The organism is Belliella calami, assembly GCF_022549695.1.
GTDB lineage: Bacteria > Bacteroidota > Bacteroidia > Cytophagales > Cyclobacteriaceae > Belliella > Belliella calami.
In genome coordinates, this window is record NZ_JAKZGS010000004.1 from 374,954 (window position 1) to 397,848 (window position 22,895).

The 22,895-nt window shown below is 36.0% G+C and carries 20 protein-coding genes; 10 read left to right on the forward strand and 10 right to left on the reverse strand.

Annotated elements, in window-relative coordinates:
- Positions 1-49 precede the first annotated feature (49 nt).
- The 8 genes from MM236_RS08265 to MM236_RS08300 all read left to right on the forward strand — a co-directional run bounded on the left by MM236_RS08265 (position 50) and on the right by MM236_RS08300 (position 12,139).
- A complete protein-coding gene (locus MM236_RS08265; RefSeq protein ID WP_241274488.1) occupies positions 50-250 on the forward strand; it encodes a hypothetical protein in 201 nt (66 codons plus the stop codon).
- Positions 251-314: 64 nt separating this feature from the next.
- Positions 315-1,613, forward strand: coding sequence for an amidohydrolase family protein (locus tag MM236_RS08270; RefSeq protein WP_241274489.1), 1,299 nt, complete (start codon positions 315-317; stop codon positions 1,611-1,613).
- A 322-nt stretch (positions 1,614-1,935) separates the two neighbouring features.
- Positions 1,936-2,523: a pseudouridine synthase gene (locus tag MM236_RS08275; protein ID WP_241274490.1), complete on the forward strand. Its 588-nt coding sequence runs from the start codon at positions 1,936-1,938 to the stop codon at positions 2,521-2,523.
- A gap of 334 nt (positions 2,524-2,857) precedes the next feature.
- Positions 2,858-3,829: an AAA family ATPase gene (locus MM236_RS08280; protein ID WP_241274491.1), complete on the forward strand. Its 972-nt coding sequence runs from the start codon at positions 2,858-2,860 to the stop codon at positions 3,827-3,829.
- A 193-nt stretch (positions 3,830-4,022) separates the two neighbouring features.
- Positions 4,023-6,845, forward strand: coding sequence for a TonB-dependent receptor (locus MM236_RS08285; protein WP_241274492.1), 2,823 nt, complete (start codon positions 4,023-4,025; stop codon positions 6,843-6,845).
- Between the two features lie 23 nt (positions 6,846-6,868).
- The gene (locus MM236_RS08290; RefSeq protein WP_241274493.1) at positions 6,869-8,854 is read left to right on the forward strand and encodes a beta-helix domain-containing protein; all 1,986 of its coding nucleotides are present in this window, start codon (positions 6,869-6,871) and stop codon (positions 8,852-8,854) included.
- 71 nt (positions 8,855-8,925) lie between these two features.
- Complete coding sequence (locus tag MM236_RS08295) at positions 8,926-9,483, forward strand: hypothetical protein (RefSeq protein WP_241274494.1); 558 nt, start codon at positions 8,926-8,928, stop codon at positions 9,481-9,483.
- A 475-nt stretch (positions 9,484-9,958) separates the two neighbouring features.
- Positions 9,959-12,139 carry a TonB-dependent receptor gene (locus tag MM236_RS08300; protein ID WP_241274495.1) on the forward strand — a complete coding sequence of 727 codons (2,181 nt, stop codon included), beginning with the start codon at positions 9,959-9,961 and terminating at the stop codon, positions 12,137-12,139.
- A gap of 820 nt (positions 12,140-12,959) precedes the next feature.
- Here MM236_RS08300 and MM236_RS08305 read toward each other — a convergent pair.
- From MM236_RS08305 to MM236_RS08315, 3 genes are all read right to left on the reverse strand, one after another.
- A complete protein-coding gene (locus tag MM236_RS08305) occupies positions 12,960-13,844 on the reverse strand; it encodes a hypothetical protein (RefSeq protein ID WP_241274496.1) in 885 nt (294 codons plus the stop codon).
- Positions 13,825-14,217, reverse strand: a complete 393-nt coding sequence (locus tag MM236_RS08310; protein ID WP_241274497.1) for a hypothetical protein — start codon at positions 14,215-14,217, stop codon at positions 13,825-13,827. Before MM236_RS08310 ends, MM236_RS08305 begins: the two co-directional genes overlap by 20 nt.
- Positions 14,218-14,407: 190 nt before the next feature.
- A complete protein-coding gene (locus tag MM236_RS08315) occupies positions 14,408-15,541 on the reverse strand; it encodes an ATP-binding protein (protein ID WP_241274498.1) in 1,134 nt (377 codons plus the stop codon).
- Between the two features lie 526 nt (positions 15,542-16,067).
- On the opposite strand from MM236_RS08315, the gene MM236_RS08320 reads away from it, so the two are divergent.
- Entirely contained in the window at positions 16,068-16,460 is a 393-nt protein-coding gene (locus MM236_RS08320; protein ID WP_241274499.1) for a hypothetical protein, read from the forward strand.
- 72 nt (positions 16,461-16,532) lie between these two features.
- Here MM236_RS08320 and MM236_RS08325 read toward each other — a convergent pair whose 3' ends face one another.
- The 7 genes from MM236_RS08325 to MM236_RS08355 all read right to left on the reverse strand — a co-directional run bounded on the left by MM236_RS08325 (position 16,533) and on the right by MM236_RS08355 (position 22,171).
- Positions 16,533-17,114: a hypothetical protein gene (locus MM236_RS08325; protein ID WP_241274500.1), complete on the reverse strand. Its 582-nt coding sequence runs from the start codon at positions 17,112-17,114 to the stop codon at positions 16,533-16,535.
- A 226-nt stretch (positions 17,115-17,340) separates the two neighbouring features.
- On the reverse strand, positions 17,341-17,736 hold the full coding sequence (locus MM236_RS08330) for a DUF2846 domain-containing protein (protein ID WP_241274501.1): 396 nt from the start codon (positions 17,734-17,736) through the stop codon (positions 17,341-17,343).
- 321 nt (positions 17,737-18,057) lie between these two features.
- Positions 18,058-19,089 (reverse strand): ACR3 family arsenite efflux transporter, encoded by a 1,032-nt coding sequence (gene arsB, locus MM236_RS08335; protein ID WP_241274502.1) that lies wholly within the window; start codon positions 19,087-19,089, stop codon positions 18,058-18,060.
- A 210-nt stretch (positions 19,090-19,299) separates the two neighbouring features.
- Entirely contained in the window at positions 19,300-19,911 is a 612-nt protein-coding gene (locus MM236_RS08340; protein WP_241274503.1) for a low molecular weight phosphatase family protein, read from the reverse strand.
- Positions 19,912-20,071: 160 nt separating this feature from the next.
- On the reverse strand, positions 20,072-20,614 hold the full coding sequence (locus MM236_RS08345) for a DUF6428 family protein (protein WP_241274504.1): 543 nt from the start codon (positions 20,612-20,614) through the stop codon (positions 20,072-20,074).
- 181 nt (positions 20,615-20,795) lie between these two features.
- The gene (locus MM236_RS08350) at positions 20,796-21,125 is read right to left on the reverse strand and encodes an ArsR/SmtB family transcription factor (protein WP_241274505.1); all 330 of its coding nucleotides are present in this window, start codon (positions 21,123-21,125) and stop codon (positions 20,796-20,798) included.
- A 281-nt stretch (positions 21,126-21,406) separates the two neighbouring features.
- Positions 21,407-22,171: an energy transducer TonB gene (locus tag MM236_RS08355; protein WP_241274506.1), complete on the reverse strand. Its 765-nt coding sequence runs from the start codon at positions 22,169-22,171 to the stop codon at positions 21,407-21,409.
- Between the two features lie 256 nt (positions 22,172-22,427).
- Between MM236_RS08355 and MM236_RS08360 the strand changes: the two genes are divergently transcribed.
- A complete protein-coding gene (locus MM236_RS08360; protein ID WP_241274507.1) occupies positions 22,428-22,799 on the forward strand; it encodes a hypothetical protein in 372 nt (123 codons plus the stop codon).
- Positions 22,800-22,895: the final 96 nt, after the last annotated feature.

The window sequence follows — 22,895 nt, forward strand, 5'->3', positions numbered from 1 at the left end:
TAATAGATATAAGGTAAATTGCTTTGGTGAAGAAGTATAAAGGGAAGTTTTGGAAAGACATAAATTGACTCCCAATAGTTTTAAAAATCTAGCTCTCCACAATCTCAAAGAGAATTTTAAACAAAAATCATATAAAATCATCGAGATCTCAGATGCTGATGATCCCTATTCCAATGCAATCCCCCATGATGGAGTTGCTTACCAAAACAAGTTGTTCAAAAAAGTAAGGGTGAAAGCTGTCTTGCAGTGAAGCTCAGCATTGATTTTTGTAATCGGAATTAATTTTTAAAAACTTCGAAATCTAATTTAAACTAATGAAAATCCAACTTACAGTATTTTTTGCAATAATTTTTGTTGCAAAAGGACTCTCACAAGATGTGCTAATTAGGGATATTAGCATTATTCCCATGTCGTCGGATACCTTGCTTGTAGAAAAAAGCATATTGATTCAAAATGGTAAGATCAAACAAATTGGCGATTACAAGGATCTTCCAAAAAACAATGAAACTGACATAATAGACGGAAAAGGTAAATTTCTTATGCCCGGACTCGCTGATATGCACGTACATTTACCTGAAGATGATAAAATTGAAAATCTTTTGCTTGCAAACATAGCAGCAGGAGTGACACAAATTCGGATAATGAACAGTAAAGCTTCCCAAATAGAGTTGAAAAAACAGGTGGAAGCAAAAAAGTATCTGGTAAGCCCCAATGTCCATATTAGTCATATTATAAGACGTGGTGAAATATATTCGAAAGATCGAGCCGATAGTTTGATGAAACAAATCAAACTAAGCAAAATTGATTTCATTAAATTATTTAGCGTCACAGATAAAGATACTTTTAACAACCTGACTGATTCAGCCGAGGAGCATGGTGTCATAATCTGTGGACACTATCCCGTTTATTTGGCTTTTGGTAAGGCAGAAATGCATCCAATGGAAGAAGTGCTTGGAAGAAACTTCAAGAGTATAGAACATTTGGCTGGTTATAACTGGATAAGTACTGAAGAGGAGCTTGACAGTTTAATTCATTTGACAAAAGAGAAGCACATTTTTAATTGCCCTACACTTGATTGGGATGTTATGGCTTATAATCTACAATATCCAGAAGCTTATAAGAATAGACTAACCTACCAATTCCTTCCAAAGAAGTTGACCCATAATTGGGAAGAGAGGTATCTATTTTCAATTGAGGAAGCTGGAGGGGAAGAAAAGGTTTTACAGTCCAGAGATGGGTACAAATCCAGTTTCGATCTAAAAATTGGTATTTTGAAAAAACTATATGAAAATGATTGTTTGCTTCTGATTGGTGGAGATGCGGGAAATAGTTTTCAGGCGGATGGATTCAATGTATATGAAGAAATGATTCATTGGAGCAATATTGGGATTGACAATTTTACAATCTTAAAATCAGCAACTGTCACACCTTCTCTTTTTTTTGACCAAAGTAGTGCTTGGGGAACTATTGAAGTAGGGAAAAATGCAGAAATGATAATCCTGACAAAAAATCCATTGGAACAGATCAAAAATATTACAACCATTGAAAAAACAATTGTTGGTGGATTTGTATATAACAACGAAGAACTGTTAAATCAAATTGAACTTTTCTAAACTTGAATTCAATAAGAATTGGAATTAAACCAGGTCTGAATTTTAGTTCAAATTTCTTATCTTTAAAAATCAAAATCTGGAAATACTTGATTTATAAAAACTATAAATTAATTTATTCTGTAGATGTGGAAAATAGATTTATAAAAATTGCTGATGTTTTTGATACTAGACAGAACCCAATTAAAATAGGTCGAGATAAAATTTAAACAATGACTCCATCCCAAGAGAAGGTCAAACAGATATTTTTTAAAAAAGAAGCCTTTACAGAAAAGAGAAAAGTAAATTCCATCTTAAATTTGTTTTGCAAGCAAATCATTAATCTATGCCACAAAACAGATACTTTATCATTTACAAACCCTTTGGAATTCTGAGTCAGTTTAGTGGTGATGCCAACACCTTGAAAGAACTTGGTGATTTTCCTTCTGATGTCTATCCAGTTGGTAGGCTTGACAAGGATAGTGAAGGCTTGCTGCTTCTGACCAATGACAAGTCCCTCAATCACCATCTGCTCAATCCCCGCTTTGCACACAAAAGAACATATCTGGCACAAGTAGAAGGTATTCCTACTTCAGAAGCGATCACCCAACTGGAAAATGGAGTAGAGATAAATGTAGATGGAAAAATGTACCATACCAAAAAAGCCAAAGCACTTTTGCTCGAAGAAGAACCGATTCTTCCACCACGAAATCCGCCTATTCGCTATCGCAAAAATGTCCCCGATTCTTGGATTGAACTCAATCTGATCGAAGGCAAAAACAGACAAGTCAGAAAAATGACTGCAGCGGTCGGTTTTCCTACTCTCCGATTGGTACGATATGCCATGGAAGATTTGCTAATTGCAGGTTATGAAGTCGGAGAAATCCGTGAATTTGATAAGAAGTCAATCTACGAATTGTTAAAAATTACTTAAAGATCAGCTTCCTAGGACTTACATTTTGGCTTAAAACATATTTTGTCCTAATTTAGCCTGAGTTTGAAAAAAGAATCAAGAAAAAACCTATTTGAGATAAGATTGATGAAGCTTGCTCGTTCATTTCATTGATAGTTGTCATCGGAGAAATTAACGTTTTGAATTTTCATCTACAGTAATAAAATGAATTACGTTCTCAAATTTGTAGAAGCTTGTGCGCTAACACGCTGTTGTCAGACGACCTTTGACTATTGACAAGTAGATATATGTCACAAGTTTGATTTAGTTTCAGACTTCATCAACATAAGAAATAAAACAAATAATTAAACATCCCATGCATCAGGAGAAGATACAACAGGTCATAGAAGAAGTAAAGAAAATAGTAGTAGGTCAAGACCGAATGGTCAACAGACTTTTGATTGGCTTGTTTACCAATGGGCACGTGTTGTTGGAAGGTGTGCCAGGTTTGGCAAAGACACTTACGGTAAATACCTTGGCCAAAGTGCTTCATTTAGATTTCAGAAGAATTCAATTCACCCCAGATCTTTTACCTGCTGATTTGATTGGTACCATGATCTACAATCAACAAGAGGCAAATTTTGAAGTCAAAAAAGGGCCTATTTTTTCCAATATAATCCTTGCAGATGAGGTAAACAGATCCCCAGCAAAAGTACAATCGGCACTACTGGAAGCTATGCAGGAGAAGCAAGTTACGATAGGGGATACTACTTATCAGCTGGATAGACCGTTTTTGGTATTGGCAACACAGAATCCTGTAGATCAAGAAGGTACTTACCCACTTCCTGAAGCACAAGTGGATAGATTTATGATGAAAGTTCACATAGATTATCCATCGAAGAGTGATGAATTGGAAGTAATGCGAAGAATGGCCAATATGACTTTCAATTCTGAAGTCAACGCTATTCTCTCCAAAGAGGATATTTTCGCTATCAGGAATAAGATCAATGAAGTGAAAATCGCAGAACCATTGGAAAACTATATCATTGAATTGGTTTTCGCCACAAGATTCCCTGAGAAATATGGGTTGAAGGAAGAGGCAAAATACATTCAGTTTGGTGTGTCACCTAGAGCAAGTATCAATCTGAACTTGGCTGCCCGTGCGGTTGCATTTATGGATGGGAGAGATTTTGTATTGCCAGAAGATATCAAAGAGATCGCTGAAGATGTGTTGAATCATAGAATTATACTGAATTACGAAGCGGAAGCAGACAATATCAATACGCGTGATTTGATCAAGATTATCCTTGATAAAATTCCAATTAACAAAAGCGTAACATTGAAATAGTTCAAATTCAGTTAATTTACACTTACTACACTTTTATTTACCTATAGACGCCATTGCAATATGAAAATATTGTGATGGCGTTTTTCATTTTTAGACCAACTATTTAATGATTTGATAATTTTTTGTACCTACTCAATTTACATTGAGTAATCATCTTTGTCACGTAAAATACTGCTGTACAAAGAAGAATCACATGAATACAAAATTACTCTTAACAATTTTACTCCTACTTGTTTCGAATTACATTTCAGCACAAACAGGCTCGATCAAAGGTGTTGTAAAAGATGTAAATACTGGAGAGACAATTATTGGAGCGAATGTCCGATTGGAAGGGACTGACAAAGGTGCTGCCACTGGTTTGGACGGGGATTTTGAAATATCCAATGTTCCTGCTGGATCGCATACTCTAATTGTTTCATTTATAACGTATTCCACTCAAAAAGTTTCCGTTCAGGTTTCTGCGGGGAATTCAAAGGTTGTAGAAATAAGCCTTGATGAAGATATTTCTGAACTGGCTTCAGTTACTGTGACAGCAGTTAGAGAGACTGCTTCAGACATATCTCTGCTAAGAAATATTAAAGAGAGTGTTCAGGTAGTAAGCGGCTTGTCAGCAGAATCCATTAAAAGGACATTAGATAGTGATGCATCACAAGTAGTCAAAAGAATTCCTGGAGTTACTGTAGTCCAAGATAGATTTATTGTGATAAGAGGATTAAATGAAAGGTATAATACTACCCAGCTCCACAATATAAATACTCCAAGTATGGAGCCTGATGTGAGGTCATTTTCTCTTGATGTTGTACCAAGCAATATTATTGATCAAATATTGATTTACAAAAGTCCATCTCCGGAATTGCCAGGTGACTTTTCAGGTGGTATGGTGAAAATTTTCACGAAAAGTATTCCAGAGGAGACGAGTACTACTTTAGATGTTTCCACGGGTTTCAGACAAGGGACTTCACTAAAAGATTTTAGGGCAGAGGAGAGAAGGTCAAGTCACTGGACTGGTTGGAATGATGAGGTAAATAATTTGCCGGGAAATTTCCCGGAGCGCTTGACAGGCTTGTCAGCAGCAGAGATTGATCAGGCAGGAAGGTCATTGCCAAATAATTGGCGTGAAAGCAACTATAATTCAGGTTTGGATTACAAACTTGGTCTTACATATACTTTTAGAAAAGACATTGGAAAAAAAGGGATGCAGATCGGGAATACTACAAGCATACAATATTCCAATACAAAAACGATTTTTAATGTAGAAAACAATGCTTTTGAAGCCTATGATTTTGATACAAATGAACCTAAGTTAAGATATGCTTTTCAAGATGTAGAGTATGGACAAGAGATTACCAACGGTATTGTTTTCAATTGGGCTTGGAAGATCAATGATAAGAATGTAATCGAGCTTAAAAATCTTTACCAAAGGTTGACCACACATGACTTTATTGATCGTTTTGGAGATCAGATTGCCCAAGGTTTTAAGCAGAATAATTTTGCCTTTTTCAATGAGTATAGAGGGGTTTATTCAGGTCAGTTGGTTGGTAGTCATAAGCTTTTTGATGAAACAGGAAAGTTGGAATGGGTTGGTGGCTATGGTATGACATTTAATGAATTGCCAGATTATAGACGCTATAGAAAGAATGTGGTGGACGAAGAAACGGGTGAGTCAGTACTTTTTATTCCTCGTGGTCAGACACCTGATTTCTTGGGGAAATTTTACTCCACTATGCGCGAGAATATCTACTCAGGCGCTATCAATTTCGAGCAGAAATTTAATCAAAATTCAAATACTGGTTTCAAACCTATGGTTAAAGCTGGAGTGTATTTGGAAAATAGAGAGAGGGAGTTTGACGCAAGAAATCTTGGGTTCAGCAGATCTCCTAACTTTAATGAAGGCCTTATTCAATCCGATATCGATGAATTATTTCAGCCTGAGAATATAAACAGTATAAACGGTATTAGACTTGGAGAAAATTTTACTACTAGTAACTTTTATATAGCTACTAATGAACTAAGGGCTTACTATTTGTCATTGAATATGCCTTTGGGAAAATTTAATTTATCAGGAGGGGTTAGAGTAGAGGACAACAAGCAAGAACTTAGAAGCCCTGATAGATTTCAGCCTGGTACTAGCACACCTCCAATAGATCCTGTTGTGATTGACCAAGTTGATTTTTTACCATCAGTGACATTAGCATACAATATCAATCAAAAAATGGTCTTGAAAGGTGTGTATGGTAAAACACTAAACAGACCTGAGTTTAGAGAAATAGCACCATTCGGGTTTTTTGATTTCGTATTTGATGCCACTATTGCAGGTAACTCTTTCCTAAGAAATGCGACTATCCATAATTATGATTTGAGATGGGAATGGTATCCAAGTTTGACGGAAACAGTTTCTTTCGCTTTGTTCTACAAAGATTTCAGAGACCCTATAGAGTCTTTGTACGGGAATTTTGGAAGTGAGCAATCTACCTTCTTATTCGCCAATACAGAAAGTGCATATGCTAGAGGTTTTGAAGTAGATGTCAGAAAGTCTATGGCAAATGTTATCAAATCCAAGTTTTTCAGCAAAGTGAGTCTCACCGCCAACATTTCTGTTATTGACAGTCAAGTGACGCTTGGTGACTCTTTATCCTTGCTTTTGAGAGCTACTGACAGGCCATTACAGGGACAGTCAAACTTTATAGTAAACACCGGGATCTCTTATGATGATGAAATTACTGGACTTCAAGTAAACCTAAACTACAATGTAATTGGGAAAAGAATTCTTTTGGTTGGCGCAGGAGCTATACCTGACACTTATGAAATGCCAAGAAATGTACTTGATCTTTCTATAAGGAAGTCATTGACTGAAAAACTTTCAGTAAAAGCCGGTGTCAAAGATATCTTGAATCAAGAGTTTTTGCTCTTGCAAGATGGTAATGAAGATGGGGTCTTTGATAGGAAAAATGATCAAATATTTAGAAGGTACAAGCTCGGGACGCAATATTCAATAGGATTTACATACGAATTTTAACTTTACACAATTTAATTAAAATCATGAACAACAACACGAAAAGCAACAAACTGAATAGGATTATTGGTTTGTTTTCAATTTCTGCCTTGCTTCTGACATCATTATTTTTGGTGTCATGTGGTGATGATGAAAGGCCAGCAGGCGCACCTCCTACTGTATCGTCTGACCCAGGTACAATAAGTGGTATTCCTGGAGCTGAGGTTTCAGCATTAGTTTCTGTAAGTGCACCAGAAGGTGTGAAATCATTCAGAATTTTAAAAAATGGAGCACCAGATAGTAATTTCCCTGATGTAAACATCTCTGGCACTACTGGGTCTTATGAATTTAAATATACAATTGATCCTACTTTGAGTGCTGGCGCGGTAGTAAACTTCACATTCGTAGTTACGGATATGTTAGATAGAGCTGCTACTTCTGCTCCATTGGCAGTAAATGTAACTGCAACACCTCCTAAACCAAGAGTTCAAGTTGGTGGAACTACTCAGCTTCCAGGATATGATGAGCATATCGTAGGGGTTGCCGTTTCTGGTATTGAAGGTACTTATATTCAGGAGAGAAATGTTACTTTGACAGCTGATAAGGATTACTATTTGATTGGTTTTGTAAGAGTAGGTCCTATACCTGCTGCAGGACAAACTCCTTCGACTGACGATGGAAGAACAGAAGGTGTCCTTACTATAGAGCCAGGAACAGTTATTTTTGGTGATGAAGCTTCGAAAGGTACTTTGGTAGTTCAAAGAGGTGGTAAAATAATGGCGGAAGGAACCCAGGATGAGCCAATTGTATTTACTTCGGCTAATGCTCCAGGCGAAAGAACTCCAGGTGACTGGGGTGGTGTAGTACTTTGCGGTAGAGCTCGCAACAATGAAGGGCCAAGTGTTCAGCTTGAAGGTGGCTATGCTGCATGGCATGGTGGTACAAATGATGCTGATAACAGTGGTGTATTGAAATATGTTAGAATTGAGTGGGCTGGTATTCCTATCAATCCAAATGAAGAGGTTAATACACTTACCTTAGGTAGTGTGGGTAGAGGGACTGTTGTAGAGTATGTACAGGCTTCATTTGGTCTTGATGATCAGTTTGAGTGGTTTGGTGGTTCTGTTGACGGAAGATATTTGATCGCTTATAGAGGTTTGGATGACGACTTTGATGTAGATTTGGGTCACAGTGGAAACATTCAGTTTGCTATCGGTATTAGAGATGCAAAAGACGCAGATCAATCAGGTTCTAATGGTTTTGAAGTAGATAACAATGGTAGTGGTGAGTTGAGAGAGCCTTACACTTCATCTGTATTCTCTAACATTACTATCATCGGTCCAAAAAAAGTGAGAGAAACTTCTATTTCAGCAGAATTCCAGCATGGTGCACAGCTTAGAAGAAGCAGTAAATTGAAGATTTATAATTCAATCATCGCAGGTTACCCAATGGGAATTTTTATAGATGGAAACAATACAGTTCAATTTGCACAGAATGACGAATTGCAGTTGAGAAACGTATTCCTTGCTGGTGTTAGAGGCTGGGGTGGAAACGGTTTTGGAAAGGCTTATGATACAAATAGAGCTTTTGATCACCAAAGTGCTTTGAATTCTGCAAGTTATCCTGACTTGCAAGCAACTGGTTTGCCATTCTTGGATGGTAATGGCGTAGCTAGAGGTAACCACCCTGGTTCTGAGCCAAGAGGTCACTCTATCAGATGGACTGTTCCTGGATTCAATGCACTAGCTTGGTTCAATACTGCAGCTTTTGGAAATCAATTCTACGGAGCTTGGGATGAACTTGGTATCAGCCCTTCTGTTTTCGATCTTGGTACTCCTACATTTACTGTTGAAGCAGGTAAGCCTGTAGCAACTGGTGCTAAGTGGGACAATGTGCCTTTTGTTCAATCAAGCACTAAGAGTACTTGGTTCGGTCAGTTTGAGCAAGTACCTCATGCAGGTGCTTTCGGAACTTCTGAAGACTGGACTCAAGGATGGGCAAATTTCAGCAGAAATACTGTTTACAGAGACTAATCTATTAATACCTTAATTTTAAGGCCAAGTCAGCATTGCTGGCTTGGCTTTTTGAATAAAATATAATTTCCATGAAGAATTTTGCATTAGGAGTGTTTTTGTTGATAGCTGTTTTTTCTATTGTTGCCTGTGATGGTGAGGATAAAAAACATCAAATATCACATTACTTTGATAAAAGTGAACAAGATACTTTGCTTACCAATATTGTTACATATATCTATAAAGTCCCAAGGGGTGTAGATCCAAAAAAGAAATTTGATTTGGAATATAGAAAACTCTATGTTGGTCAAATCCAGAATTTTGAATTTTTAAATTACTTTATTGATCAAGATAGTACTCATTATTTCCAACTTATCAGACCCGCTAGAAACGAAAAGGGATATAGAAGAGGCGTCTTGGGTAAGTTCAAACTAGGAAATGACTTCGAATTGATCGACTTTGAAGAAATTGCAAACACTCCTATGCTTCCTGTAGATGAAATCAAAGAAAAGGGCACATATCTTTGGAAAGACTTGATGTATTTTAAAAATTTGGATCGCTACTTTCTTAACAAAGAATATGTGGAGTTTCCTGATGATAGGGCAAGATATGACAAAGTAAAAAACGAATGGACTTATGAAAAGCTTTAAATTTTTATTTTTTTCATTACATTTAAAGGATGAAAAAGGGCTTTTCCTTTCTTTTAATAGTGTACATGATATTACTGATGGTCGCGCCTCTTCACGAAGCAGATCACTGCGATCATGGACCTGAGCACACAGAGCAACATGAATCGGATCATGCAGAAAATCAGTGCTGCCCGCCTTTTTCGGTGTGCAAAGTTTGTTCGCTTTTTGTTTATCAAATGATTTGGCAGTTTGAAAGTCTAGAATTTGAGCCTGACCAAATTACAAATACTGTTTTGATCCAATCAAAATACCCAACATCCAACATCCAAATCTGGCAACCACCCAAGCTTGCTTAAATTTTTCTAATTCCTTTTGTAGAAATATACGCACTTAAGGAGTCTATACATCCTCTTTTTCATAAAGTAAGATTGCAATTTCCATTTCTTACTGAGAGGATTGTAAAAATTTATTTTTAATCATATTACAATATTTACTTATGAAAAAAATCTGCATGCTTGGCCTATTTTGGCTGAGCTTTACTTGCTGTTTGATGGCTCAAGACCTTCAGGTAGTAGTCAAAGACGAACACGAAAATACCCCATTGATAGGAGTCTCTATGCTCATCTTGGAGAATAAGCAGGGTGCTGTTTCAGATGAGAATGGCTTGATTGTTTTCCCAAACCCACCAGTTGGAAAATTGACATTGAGGTTTCAGTTTCTTGGTTATGAAAGGAAGCAGATCACGATCAACTGGCCGGATGATGTTGGTGAAATACCGCTGGAAGTGCTGTTGCATGAATCTCATGACGAGATGGAGACTGTGACGGTATCTTCCACCAGAAGTTCGCGAACCATCGAGGATATCCCTACCAGGGTGGAATTTATCGCAGGGGAAGAGTTGGACGAAAAAGTCAATATGAAGCCTGGAGACATCAGGGTGCTTTTGAGTGAAAGCACTGGGATTCAAGTACAGGTGACTTCCCCAACTTCAGCCAATGCTGGTATCAGAATTCAAGGGTTGGATGGCCGCTACACGCAAATCTTAAAAGATGGATTTCCGCTTTATTCTGGTGCGGCAAGTGGATTGGGTCTCTTGCAGATCCCACCTTTGGATTTGCAGCAAGTAGAGCTGATCAAAGGATCGGCATCTACACTTTATGGTGGAGGAGCTATAGCAGGTTTGGTCAATCTGATCTCAAAAAGACCTACTGAAAACGGAGAGCTGAGTTTTGTGCTCAATGGTACCAATGCTGGTGGTTTTGATGCCTCTGGGTTTTATGGAAAGCGAAATGATAAGATCGGTACCACAATCTTTGCTGCTTACAACACCAATTCTCCTTTTGATCCATCGTCAATTGGATTGAGTGCCATTCCGAAGTTTGACCGCTTTACTTTCAATCCAAAAGTCTTTCTTTATCCTTCCAAATCCACAGACTTGGAATTTGGGGTAAACTTGTCTTTGGAAGACAGAGTTGGAGGAAATATGGATTATCTTAAGGGAAATCGGTCAAATCCAGATGCTTTTTTTGAAAGTAACCAAAGTGAAAGGCTCAGCACTCAGTTTGTCCTAAACCATCGCTTAGAAGAAAAGAAAAGGCTTCAGGTAAAAAACAGTTACAATGTTTTCAACCGCAAACTGGGGACAAATGCTTATGATTTCAATGCGGTGCAGCAATCTACATTTACTGAAATCAATTACCAGATAGATGGTGAAGCTACAGATTGGGTGCTTGGAGGGAATCTCTGGACGGAAGCATTCAAGGAAGAACAGACCAATAATTTTCCGGTGAGAGATTATGATTTGACTACTTTCGGTGCTTTTGTTCAGAACAATACCAACTTGAGTCAAAAGTGGGTATTAGAATCTGGTTTGAGGACGGATTATGTACTGGATTATGGGCTGGCAGTATTGCCGAGGATAGCCTTGATGTACAAGGCAAATGTGAATTTCAGTTCCAGATTTGGTGGAGGTTTGGGATACAAAGCACCGACGATTTTCACTGAAGAAAGTGAAAGGTTGCAGTATCAGAATATCCAACCAATCGATACTGATTTCAATACTTTGGAGAAAAGTTATGGACTCAATTGGGATGTGAATTACAAGACTTCATTGTTCAATGACCAACTGTTTTTCAGTGTCAACCATTTGTTTTTCTACACTTATCTGAACAATCCATTGTTCTTGGAGCAAGTAGGTGGAACAGATTATCGTTTTATAAACATTGACGGATATAGTGATACCAAAGGAACAGAGACCAATGTCAAATGGATGTTTAGGGATTTCAAATGGTTTATGGGATATACCTATACCCATGCTAGGATCAATTCCAATGGAGTTGTTAGAGATAATCCATTGACTCCAAAACATAGAATCAATTCCGTGCTATTCTACGAAGTACATGATAAGTGGAAAATAGGCTGGGAATCCTATTATTTCAGCCAACAGCGCTTGAGTGATGGTTCGGTGGGGCAGTCCTATTGGATCATGGGTTTTATGGCGGAGAAGATTTGGGAGAAATTTTCGGTATTTATTAATTTCGAGAATTTCCTAGATGCCCGTCAAACCCGTTTTGATACCATTTTCACAGGCAGTATAGACAATCCAAATTTCAGGGAAATCTATGCGCCATTGGATGGCTTTGTGATCAATGGAGGAGTGAAGCTGAGGTTGAAATAAGAAAATCAGGCCTAATATTTCGATTATAATCTAAAAAATACGCCTAATTTTTCGATTACATTCGAAAAATTAGGCGTATTCACTGAGGATTTAACTTTTCCAAAGTTCTAAACTTTGGAAAAGTTTTATTTTAGATAAGACCTAAAACTGTTCTCAACCAAAATCTTCATTATAAAAACCCAGTAATAGTTGTATGAAGAAAATCATTTTAGTTTGCCTGATTAAAATATTTATTAGTAGTTCTAAAGTAGTTCTTAAAATTTAGAAAAACATGAATTAGAATAGCTGAAAACTGTATTCGTGATTTTGTAAACGCTCAAATAAACTTGTTAACATCATACAAATGTCAAGTAAACCATATTTACACTCCTAAAACATGGGCTTTTTTGCAGGCTAAAAATATTAGAAAGATAGTTTAAACTATTTTGTATCCATTTATATTGAGTTCACAGTTTTGGGAATAGTAATAGGTTTCTCTGAATTTACAATACCCGATAGGTCCTCCCATTTCTTTCATTTCGCGAATGTGTTCCATTAAAACGCTTCTAGAAATTCCTATTTTTGAAGCAAAGCTAGAAGGGCATCCCGTTCCCTTCATTTTTATAAGTGTTTGCATTCGATTTAAACGTTCCAAATATTTGTTAAAACACATAATAATATTGTTATAAAAGTTTATATTTAAAATGTTACTATTCAAAAAATAAATAATGAGAACCTCTAAAAAACATTTTTTTAGAACATCTTTAATGGTAGAATTGTCTTATAATTTTAATGATTTTATATAGTTTTCATTTTAATTTTTTCTCATAGAAACAGTTTTTTAATTTATATTATATTTTCTTTTCACATCTTTTATAACTTCTTCCTCCGCTAAATCTACCCCCATTTGAGAACCGAAAATTTGGTATCCATATTTTCGAGAGTAGATTCTGTCAATAAGCATTTTTAATGGAGTTTCTTTTAGATCTTGGTTTTGGACTGCAGTATATACAATTGGAAGATATTTTTCTTGCATATCAATATTGGCATGTTGAATAATTAACCACATGACATGTTCAAATTTTTCACCAACAGTTGATCTTCCAATATATTTACCAAATTGATTATACAATGAGTCTATAATTGTTTGATTTTTAATATCTAGTGGAGTTTGAAGCTCCGGAATAAACTCATTTTTTCGATATTTTTGATCATGCTTGTCAAGCAAATACATTATTTCTACTAAATCTCTATCATACTTTTCACCCGACAAGTATTCATCAATATTGAAGCTTTCTACTTTCAACTTTTCTTTATTATATATATGTTGAAACTTACTGTGCAAAGAATCAAATTCATGTTGGGTTAATTGAAAATGTTCAGGAGATTTAACAGCCATAATAAATACTGTAGCTGTTGATTTCAAGTCTTTTTCTTGTGCAAGGTTTAATTCCTTCATTATATTTTCTTTTGGTTCTCTCAATAAGGAAAAAGCAGTAGCAATATTGAAATGGTCTGCATATACAATGTTGGAACTATCTTTTTTGATGGATGCATAAGTTTGTTCTAAGATGTAATTGGCTTTTCTAAACTTTTCATCAGAGACATCGCTCTTTTGCACAGGAAAATAATCTATTCGGGTATAGTAATCTTGTCCGTTGGTTGACAAACAGATGATAAAAAACATGAAGAAAAGTAACCAAAATCTAAAAATTTTCAAAATCATATCTTCGAAGTTTTTCCTTTACTATTTCGCTGTATTTCTGGGACAGTCTCCAGTTTTTCTGTTTTTCGATAATAAAATTTAAAGTTTTAATGGACTCAACTTTATTTAGTCTCAATGCCGAATCTATCAGAGCTTCAACTTTCGCTGAATCTGATCCTATTTCAGCATAAGAAACCGAAAGTTGGATATGCTCATGATAACCTAAAGTATCCATAGCTTCAATTTTACGAATCTTTTCCTTTTCCCTTTCAGAGAACCAATCAGGTACGTCAACAAGATTTTTTTCTGATTTATCTTTTTCTATTTGGCAATAACTTTTTGAAATTATAAAAAAAGCAACCAAGAGTAAGCTTAAATATTTTAACTTTTTCATAACTCTTTTTTTAAAAAGTGGAAAATAGGACATTATCAAAGTAATGATTTTAGTTATAAAAAACAACTATAAAATAAGGTTTATTTTCTGGAGATTGGTTTTCAACACAAGTGGCAGATCAATAAAGCTTGAAATTTTTGTAGATTTTGGGGTTTAACTTTTCCAAAGTTTTAAACTTTGGAAAAGTTACTTATTGAAATAGAAATTCTTCAAAATTGCTCTTACTGATCAATGAAGTCCGGTGTTCAGGGTAAGCTTGGAGAAAAGATGCTGGAAATCTTGCTTTTTGATCTTTCCATTTGAATTCATAAGCATCAAGTATTCCACCTTCTTCTTCAATATAATCTATTTCTGCTTTGTCATGGGTTCTCCAAAAGTAGGTGTTGACAAACTTACGATTGTAATGGTTGGATTTCATTCTCTCTGTGATGAGGAAGTTTTCCCATAGAGCTCCCTTATCCAAACGCATTTCAGGAATTGTAAAATTATTGATCAGGACATTTCTGATTCCATTATCGAAGAAATAGTACTTTTTGCCCTTTTTGATTTCATTCCGAAGGTTTCTATTGAATGCAGGAAGTTTGAAGATAACAAAAGCTTTTTCCAATAAGTCAAGGTACTTTTCTACAGTGGCTGTATCAATGTTTCCAACCGTCTGGGCAAGTTCGTGATAACTGACTTCACTTCCGATCTGAAATGCCAAAGCTTTGAGCAACTTATCTATATGGCTTGGTTTGCGAATATTGTCAATTTGCAAAATGTCTTTGTAGAGATAGCTTTGGGCTATTTCTACCAATATTTCCTTTTCATTTCCAGGGTTGTTGACTACATCTGGATACGAGCCATAAATCAATCTGGTATCCAAAAGCCTCTTTGCTTCCAAAGGAGACGTGTTTTGGGCTATTTCAGAATAGCTCAAAGGAAAGAGTTGGAAAGTTTTCTTCCGTCCGGTAAGCGGTTCTGCTGTATTGTTTTGGAGATCAAATGCAGACGAACCTGTTGCGATTATTTGGATTTCAGTTTTGCTGTCGTATATCAATTTTAGCTTTTTACCAATATCTGGGATTTGTTGGGCCTCGTCGATTATGACCAACTTATTGTTAGGACCTATTAATTGAATCAGTTGGGTACTTGTCTTCGCATCGGTGAATGCCTCAAGAATGTCTGCTTCGTCGGCATTGAGCCATGCGGAAGGTTGGTTGATCTTTTTTGTCAATTCTTCCAACAAGGTGGTTTTGCCCACTTGACGGGCTCCAAGCAGCAGGATCACTTTTCCTTTGAAGCAATTATCTATGATTTTATTTAAAAGCTCTCTATTGACCATAAATACTAAAATTGACTCATAAATTTAGAAAAATAAATCATGTAATCTAAATTTTAAGCCTAATATTCAGATTATAATCGAAAAATTACGCCTAATTTTTCGATTACGTTCGAAAAATTAGGCGTGTTTACTGAGGGTTTAACTTTTCCAAAGTGCACGGCGGCAATTTTCCCCTAAATGACACTTTTTTCCTTCCTAGTGCCCCTTGTGGAAATCTTAGTGTTCCTTGTGGTTAAAATTGAAGTCAATGTTTTATGAGATAATCACCAAAATCATACATATTTCAACTTAACCAAAACATTCAATATAAAATAACAGTACTATTTGTATGAAAAAAAGTATGTTAGTTATCTCAATTTTAGCACTATTTTCATCATGTGTAACCGTCAATTTGAATGGTTACAAGTTAACTGAAGAAGTGAAGCAATATGATTCCTTGTTATTGTTATTTACAGATTCTGAAGAAACTTTTTTTTAATGGAATGAAGAAAACTATAACTACGTAATCAATGCCAGATTCAATAATTTGGATGAACAAAAAAATAGGGATAGATTTTCATATCATATTCGGAGATATTTTGGAGAGACTAAAATTTTTAATGCGGATCAGATTTTTCCTTTTCACAGACCCGTTGAATATACTGATTTTATGGAAAACATAGAAAATATCAGCTTTGATGCAATTCTATTAATACATACAAAAGACAAAAGAGCAGAGCAGTTTGTAAGAGACGGAGATACTGAAATAAGACTAAATGCTGAATTTCACATGTTTTTGATAGATAAATACGATTACCAAAATGTATGGATTGCTGAATCAGATGCCATTGGAAGAGGTACAGATCAATTTACAGAATTGTATGATCGTATATCTAAAGAACTTGCAAGTAAACTTAAAGAGAATGGTTTTATAAACTAAATAGTTGTCAATTCTAAATTTCCTCAGCCATCTAACCAATCTTTTCATTGAGTAAAATTACTTTCTATTGAGTTATCTCTTAGATGGAAGTGTACCCGAAAAGGAGATGCCGATAGAATTGCCCGAGAACGACTCACCTTGTTTATTTTTATAGGTCATAGGAGTATATGTCAAGGCTGCCCACTTGTATCCAAACTCAAATCGCGGTCCAGATGTGCTGGTGTAAGTGACATCAGGGAAAAAGCCATCACCTCTTAGTTTTGGGTTCAAATGCGTTGTAATACCTACCCCAAGTCTGAAGTCATCATTTATTTTCCAAAACGGAGTCAAGTGGACTGGGAACCTCAAAAACATAATGTTTGCATCATCTGCTGCTGTGGGAGTCCACTTCAAACTTATTGCAGAGCGAACCATAAACTGTTTTAAATTGGCAAATTGAAGTTCTCCTCCAAGGCCAAGGTTGATACCCTGCCCAGCCCGCATCTTTTGATCACCACCATTGGTAAAGAATACTTGTAATATTTCATCACCACCAAACTCGAAGCCCCCTTCGAAAAGCAATTTGACGCTAACTGCTTTCTCAGCCTCTTGTGAGAAAACAAGCGAATTAGTAAAAAAAAGACAGAAGCTCAAAGCAAGAATTATTTTTTTCATATGATTTTTTTAAGGTTATTAAAACTTGAAGAATACACTTGATTTTAGGAAAGGGGTGCGTTAATTTTTTATGGCAGGAAGTTTTTGATGAGTAAACAAAAAGGGCTGTTGCTGTGCTATTTATGGCAATAAATAAAGAGGTTCTATTTGAGGACTAGAATGTTTCAGTGATCAAGCAAAAGGATTTATTTGACCTATTTAGGTAGACCTTTTTTATAGACAATCTTTATTTTCCAGAAGACCCTATCAATTTTTTCCCTTCTTCTTCGGATATTTGATTACAGTAAAACTTCCCTTTTCCAAAGGCTTTTGTTTTTGTAGTGAGGGTAATATAATAAGTTTGGCCTGAATCAATTTTTAGTGAGAGAACTGTTTCAGGGTCTGGCTTAATTTTTCCTCTGTATTGGGTATGGATTTCGTAGAATCCTGGATCGATTTGGTGAGTAGAATACTTTCCTTCGCCCAACTTGCTTATTAATTTTTGATTGAAATAGGTGTAGTAAGGGACAAAATCATCAAGTCCATCAGGTCTTAGCAAATAAACCGTGGCTTTTTCACTTTGAGCCTGAATTTGAAATTGGACTGCAAAAAGAAGTGCAAATAGGCAAAGGGTTTTTTTCATATAGGAAGAATAATCTCTTGAAAATTAGATAGAAATTAAATCATTGTCAATAGGCATTTTGTAAATTTATTTCTAAAGAAAAAATATTTTAATTAATTCTAAATCAATAGTTTTACTCTTAATTTTTAACAGAAATTGAAAAGTAGAAGTTTTAATATGAAAGAATAAACCTAACCAGAATTAAAGTAAAAAGTGAAAAGCAAAAAATGTAATTTCTTTACTATAATACTTTATGATTTCAATCAAAGCGTAGATCATGCTGTACCTATTACCATCAATCTAGTTCTGTTATTTTCAAAAATTAATTCAAAAAATTCTCTCCTAATACTTCCACTTATTCGCCAAACTCACCAAGTGAAGCATCACTGGCACTTCTACCAATACACCAACCACCGTCACTAAAGCTGCAGGACTATCCAAGCCAAACAAAGCAATGGCCACAGCTACTGCCAATTCAAAGAAATTACTGGCTCCGATCATGGATGCTGGTGCGCAGACAGCATGTCGAAGTTTCAATTTTCTTCCTCCAAACCAAGCCAAGAAGAAGATAAAATAAGTCTGAATGATCAATGGAACTGCAATCAGCAAGATGATCAATGGATTGTTCAGAATATTTGGTCCCTGGAAGGCGAATAATAGCACCAAAGTAAGCAATAAGGCGAAAATACTGACAGGCTTGAATTTTGGCAAAAATTCATTTTTAAACCATGTTTCACCTTTGCTTCTGATCATTATTTTGCTTGTAATTACTCCTGCCACCAATGGCACAACCACAAAAATCAATACGGATGCAACCAGTGTACCATATGGAACTGTCACATTTGTGATTCCCAATAAGAAACCAACCAAAGGAACAAAGGCTACTAGGATGATCAAGTCATTGACAGAAACCTGAACCAAGGTGTAATTGGGATCTCCATCTGTCAAATAAGACCACACAAAAACCATCGCTGTACAAGGCGCCACACCCAATAGGATAGCACCTGCTATATATTCTCCAGCAAGCTCAGGATCAATATAAGCTGAGTACAACTTGTCAAAGAATATCCAAGCAAAAAATGCCATGGTAAATGGTTTGATCAGCCAATTGATCACCAAAGTCAGGATCAATCCTTTTGGAGCTTTTCCTACTCCTTTGATACTACTAAAATCAATCTGTAACATCATCGGATAGATCATCAACCAGATCAATATCGCTATTGGAATATTGACATTGTAGATCTCCATATCCGACAAAAAGGTGATATCCTCACCTGCTAAATGTCCAATCAGAATACCTGCAACGATACAAAGCCCAACCCAGACCGTAAGATACTTTTCAAAAAAACCGATTTCTTTTTTATTTGTTGACATTTTTATTAATCATTAATTGAATAAGGATGTATTAGAAATAGAATAAAATTAATTGAGAAATATTTTTGAAATAAAGTGGAAATAGGGTTTTCACCATATTTCAATTTTATTTCGCCGAAGGCATATTTCAATTTATTTCACGAACCTATCTACCGAATGGCAGAGAATATTTCGTGAAGCATATTTCTATTTTATTTCATAAGATTTATTTCATTTTTTAATTTTAGAAAACACAAATAACATCTCCGAAGCAATCTGAAGTGATCTTTCATCATATTTTTCAGTTTCTTGATCTGTGTCGTCAAATGCTTTTGGGTCTTCATACCTGACGGGGATCCGGGCTTCAGCACCTGGGATATACGGACAGTTTTCATCTGCATGGGAACAGGTCATGATTGCTGCAAAGGCACTAGGGGCATTGGCTACATCATCATATACTTTGCTGAATGCCACTATTGGTTCTTCGTCATCTGAGTATAAGACAAAATACTTTGGGTTGTCTTCACCTTCTTTGCTGACTTTGAAACCAAATCTTTTGACAGAAGCAACCGCCCTTTCGTTGAAAGCAGTTACTTCTACGCCACCTGAGTAAGAGCTAATGTCAATTCCGTGGTATGTAGCTGCGACTTTTCCCCAGATTTGGGAAAACTGACTTCTTCTGGAATTGTGCGTGCAGATATAATTCAGGTTGATTTCCTGATCTTGATCGATTTTCTTTTGGATGTAATCAATCAGAACTTGAAGGACAGCTTTTCGCTCTTCAGTTATCGGCAGCGTCTGCGCCTGCTCGATTTGGGATTGGAGGATGGGGTATAGGTTCATGGTGTACTGATATAAACTTTGGGGTTTCCAAAACCCCGAAGGTTTTTAGTTAAAAGTGTGGTTATACATTCAAACCTTCGAGGTCTTTGTGTTTTGAAGCTTTTTAAATAGTATTTCGGTTTCTTTAAACCTTCGAGGTCTTTAAGACCTCAAAGGTTTCTTAACAACATCCCGATCCAGGTTCGCAGCTATTCGCTGTCTGAAGAGATGCTAGGGAAACTCTTATTTTTGGTTTTTCAGAGACTGGTCCGCAGCAAGCAGCAGCTTTTTCCTCAGGAGTAGTTGCGCGGTCTTTGGCTTTGCAGGTCGTCTGGTCAGGTGTCAGTTGCACGATCAAAGCATTGCCGGTGTCTTTGATATTGTGAACTGGTAGCACTGCGGTTGGAAATAGCGAGTTGCCATACTCAAATTTAATTTCAGTGTCAGGATAGGTCTCTCTTACTTTGTTCACTACTTCAAAGATTTTCAATGCCTTTGTGCTGTCGACAGCATGGTCAGGTTCTGGGATTTCATTTTCCCAAAGCTGAATGTGTACTTCAGACCATTGATTCCGGATACCACCACAGTCTACAGTATCATAATTGACATTTTTGATCTCGGTGATATGGTAATCAGTTCTCACATATTGACCTGATTGATATTCGAAGAAAAGTGCCTTTTCAGGGTTTTCTTGTAGGATCTGTATAAATTCTTTAGTTTTCATTTTTTTAGATTTTAGATATGAGACGCAAGACATAAGACTTTTAAATTTAAAGCGCTGTCTTTGGCTCACGATATATTTTAAATGAACTTGATAAATTTATTTTAAACTGTGATTTGACGGGATACTTGAAACTACAACTAACCTAGTCTTGAATCTTGCATCTAATTTCTTGTATCTTAATCTAGCAGCATCCAGAGATCTTAGGAAAGCCATCAAATAGTCCTTGAAACAAATTCTGTACTTCTGTCCATCGGATCGGGTCGATGCAGTAGCATACTGATACACCTTCGATGCTTCCCTTGATCAGGCCGGTTTCTTTTAGCTCGCGTAGGTGTTGTGAGATGGTTGCTTGGGCTAGTCCAAGTTCTTGAACCAAATCTCCATTGATGCAGGTGTCAGATTGAATCAAATATTCGAGAATGGCAATTCGTGCCGGATGTGCAAAGACTTTAGCTATTTTGGCCAATTCGTTTTGGTAGTCGGTGAAGAGATCTGTTTTGGTAACACCCATTTTAGAAAGGAGGAATTAAGAAGGTGGAAGGATGAGTTGAAACACACTTTCGTGAAATATAATGCTTGAAATATTGTAGAAATAAAGTTGATATAGAAATGGTTACGCATTGCTTTTCTATTTATAAGCCAAGGTTTAATCCTAGCATTTTTCAAATGTAAATCAACTAAATTTCTTTGAAAGCCTATTTCAAATTCACTTGTTATTACATTGCAATATTACGATAGAAAGTTGTATGATCAAATAAATTTGTATTGTATTTTAGATTGTGTTAGAAAAAGTCAGTTTAGGACAAATTTTACTGGAAAATACATCCATGCAGTCATGTTTTTGCCATTCAAGTCTCTCGCAGGAACAAATCCTTTATCATATTTCTTAATGATACGTTCCACTTCTTTGACTAAAACGGGGCTGATGATTTTTGAATTTAAAATTTTGCTCTCAATCACCTCACCTGAGTCGCTGATTTGCATTCCAACCATAACCTCACCTTGAGCCCCGACTCTTCTTGCGGCCAAGGGGTAGGTTAGGTTGCTATTTAAAAATTCCTGCCAAATCATTTTACTTTTGAAGCTGGGTTCAAAAATGTTTCTATCAATTATTTCCTCATCTCCATCAGAATTCAAAAATAAGCCACTACAATTGTTGTAAAGGCAAGCCAAATCCAAAATAAGATTATCGTCTACTATGATTTTTGTGACAGCCGTATCAGCATTTGTAAAACTCAATTTGGTGAATTGAAGCTTTCCATTTGCATCTAGTATTTGTTCTTGTGTCCACAGCAGCACTTCCTTTTCCTCACCTCCAAAAGTATGCTTAATGACCTTGACCAGTCGATTGTCCAAAGTAAAAATCTTTTCATTTAGCTCTTTTTCAATTGCAGAGCTTATGACATTATTGAAAACGTGTTCTCCACCTCCAGTTTCAATAGCAAAAAAGTGCTCGTTCAATGGGATTATCTTCCTTTCCTGCCCATAGGAAGCAAAGCGTAACCCTAAGATTAAAATGAAAAGTATCAGTTGTATTTTGGTAAAAATTTTTCTCATAAAGCTAACATATTAGATTTTTTAGAAATTTCCAATACCTTGGAGGGTTTCATTTATTGATACTAGCTATTATGTTTCAAATGAATTTGAATTTATAATTTGTTGAAAAAATATGAAAACTCAAATCGAACTCTGAAAAGAATGTCGTAACAACTTGACTAATCAGTGGCGACTATATAGAAGGATGGAGATTAAAGTGAGATTTGTTTGATTTAAGTTGGTAAATGATTTTTTGACTTATAATTTTGCTTACCAAATGAAAAGCCTATTTCATATATTCCTTTGTGCACTTCTGCTTATGAACGGCATGGTTTATTCCGTGATACAAGGATCCTATGAATTAAATAAATCGGCTATAATAGAGAGTTTTTGTGTCAACAAAAGCCAGCCTGAGCTTAAGTGTGATGGTAAATGTTACCTTGCTCAACAATTGAAAGCCGAAAGGGAAAAGCAAGAGCAAAACAGTAAACATTCCTTTTCCATTGATTTTGGACAATTCATAGTGACTCAGGTTGACGCCAACCTTCCAACACCTGTGGCTATAGAAATACTGCAAGACTATTTGAAATATAATGAGGCTGTAACTGACTTTTTTGTCGGAGTAATAGAAGTTCCTCCGCGAATTTGATTTTTTCGGTTGATACCGAGTTCTTCATTGAAGAAGAGATGCCAAATTTTGTGGCTATATAATTCACTGTCGTTTTGATAAGACCCGTAAGGTTTT

Bases quoted from the DNA above. Each gene is read 5' to 3' on its own strand.
- MM236_RS08270 (WP_241274489.1), top strand. From the start codon at position 315: ATGAAAATCCAACTTACAGTATTTTTTGCAATAATTTTTGTTGCAAAA.
- MM236_RS08275 (WP_241274490.1), top strand. From the start codon at position 1,936: ATGCCACAAAACAGATACTTTATCATTTACAAACCCTTTGGAATTCTG.
- MM236_RS08280 (WP_241274491.1), top strand. From the start codon at position 2,858: ATGCATCAGGAGAAGATACAACAGGTCATAGAAGAAGTAAAGAAAATA.
- MM236_RS08285 (WP_241274492.1), top strand. From the start codon at position 4,023: ATGAATACAAAATTACTCTTAACAATTTTACTCCTACTTGTTTCGAAT.
- MM236_RS08290 (WP_241274493.1), top strand. From the start codon at position 6,869: ATGAACAACAACACGAAAAGCAACAAACTGAATAGGATTATTGGTTTG.
- MM236_RS08295 (WP_241274494.1), top strand. From the start codon at position 8,926: ATGAAGAATTTTGCATTAGGAGTGTTTTTGTTGATAGCTGTTTTTTCT.
- MM236_RS08300 (WP_241274495.1), top strand. From the start codon at position 9,959: ATGAAAAAAATCTGCATGCTTGGCCTATTTTGGCTGAGCTTTACTTGC.
- MM236_RS08305 (WP_241274496.1), bottom strand. From the start codon at position 13,844: ATGATTTTGAAAATTTTTAGATTTTGGTTACTTTTCTTCATGTTTTTT.
- MM236_RS08310 (WP_241274497.1), bottom strand. From the start codon at position 14,217: ATGAAAAAGTTAAAATATTTAAGCTTACTCTTGGTTGCTTTTTTTATA.
- MM236_RS08315 (WP_241274498.1), bottom strand. From the start codon at position 15,541: ATGGTCAATAGAGAGCTTTTAAATAAAATCATAGATAATTGCTTCAAA.
- MM236_RS08325 (WP_241274500.1), bottom strand. From the start codon at position 17,114: ATGAAAAAAATAATTCTTGCTTTGAGCTTCTGTCTTTTTTTTACTAAT.
- MM236_RS08330 (WP_241274501.1), bottom strand. From the start codon at position 17,736: ATGAAAAAAACCCTTTGCCTATTTGCACTTCTTTTTGCAGTCCAATTT.
- arsB (WP_241274502.1), bottom strand. From the start codon at position 19,089: ATGTCAACAAATAAAAAAGAAATCGGTTTTTTTGAAAAGTATCTTACG.
- MM236_RS08340 (WP_241274503.1), bottom strand. From the start codon at position 19,911: ATGAACCTATACCCCATCCTCCAATCCCAAATCGAGCAGGCGCAGACG.
- MM236_RS08345 (WP_241274504.1), bottom strand. From the start codon at position 20,614: ATGAAAACTAAAGAATTTATACAGATCCTACAAGAAAACCCTGAAAAG.
- MM236_RS08350 (WP_241274505.1), bottom strand. From the start codon at position 21,125: ATGGGTGTTACCAAAACAGATCTCTTCACCGACTACCAAAACGAATTG.
- MM236_RS08355 (WP_241274506.1), bottom strand. From the start codon at position 22,171: ATGAGAAAAATTTTTACCAAAATACAACTGATACTTTTCATTTTAATC.
- MM236_RS08360 (WP_241274507.1), top strand. From the start codon at position 22,428: ATGAAAAGCCTATTTCATATATTCCTTTGTGCACTTCTGCTTATGAAC.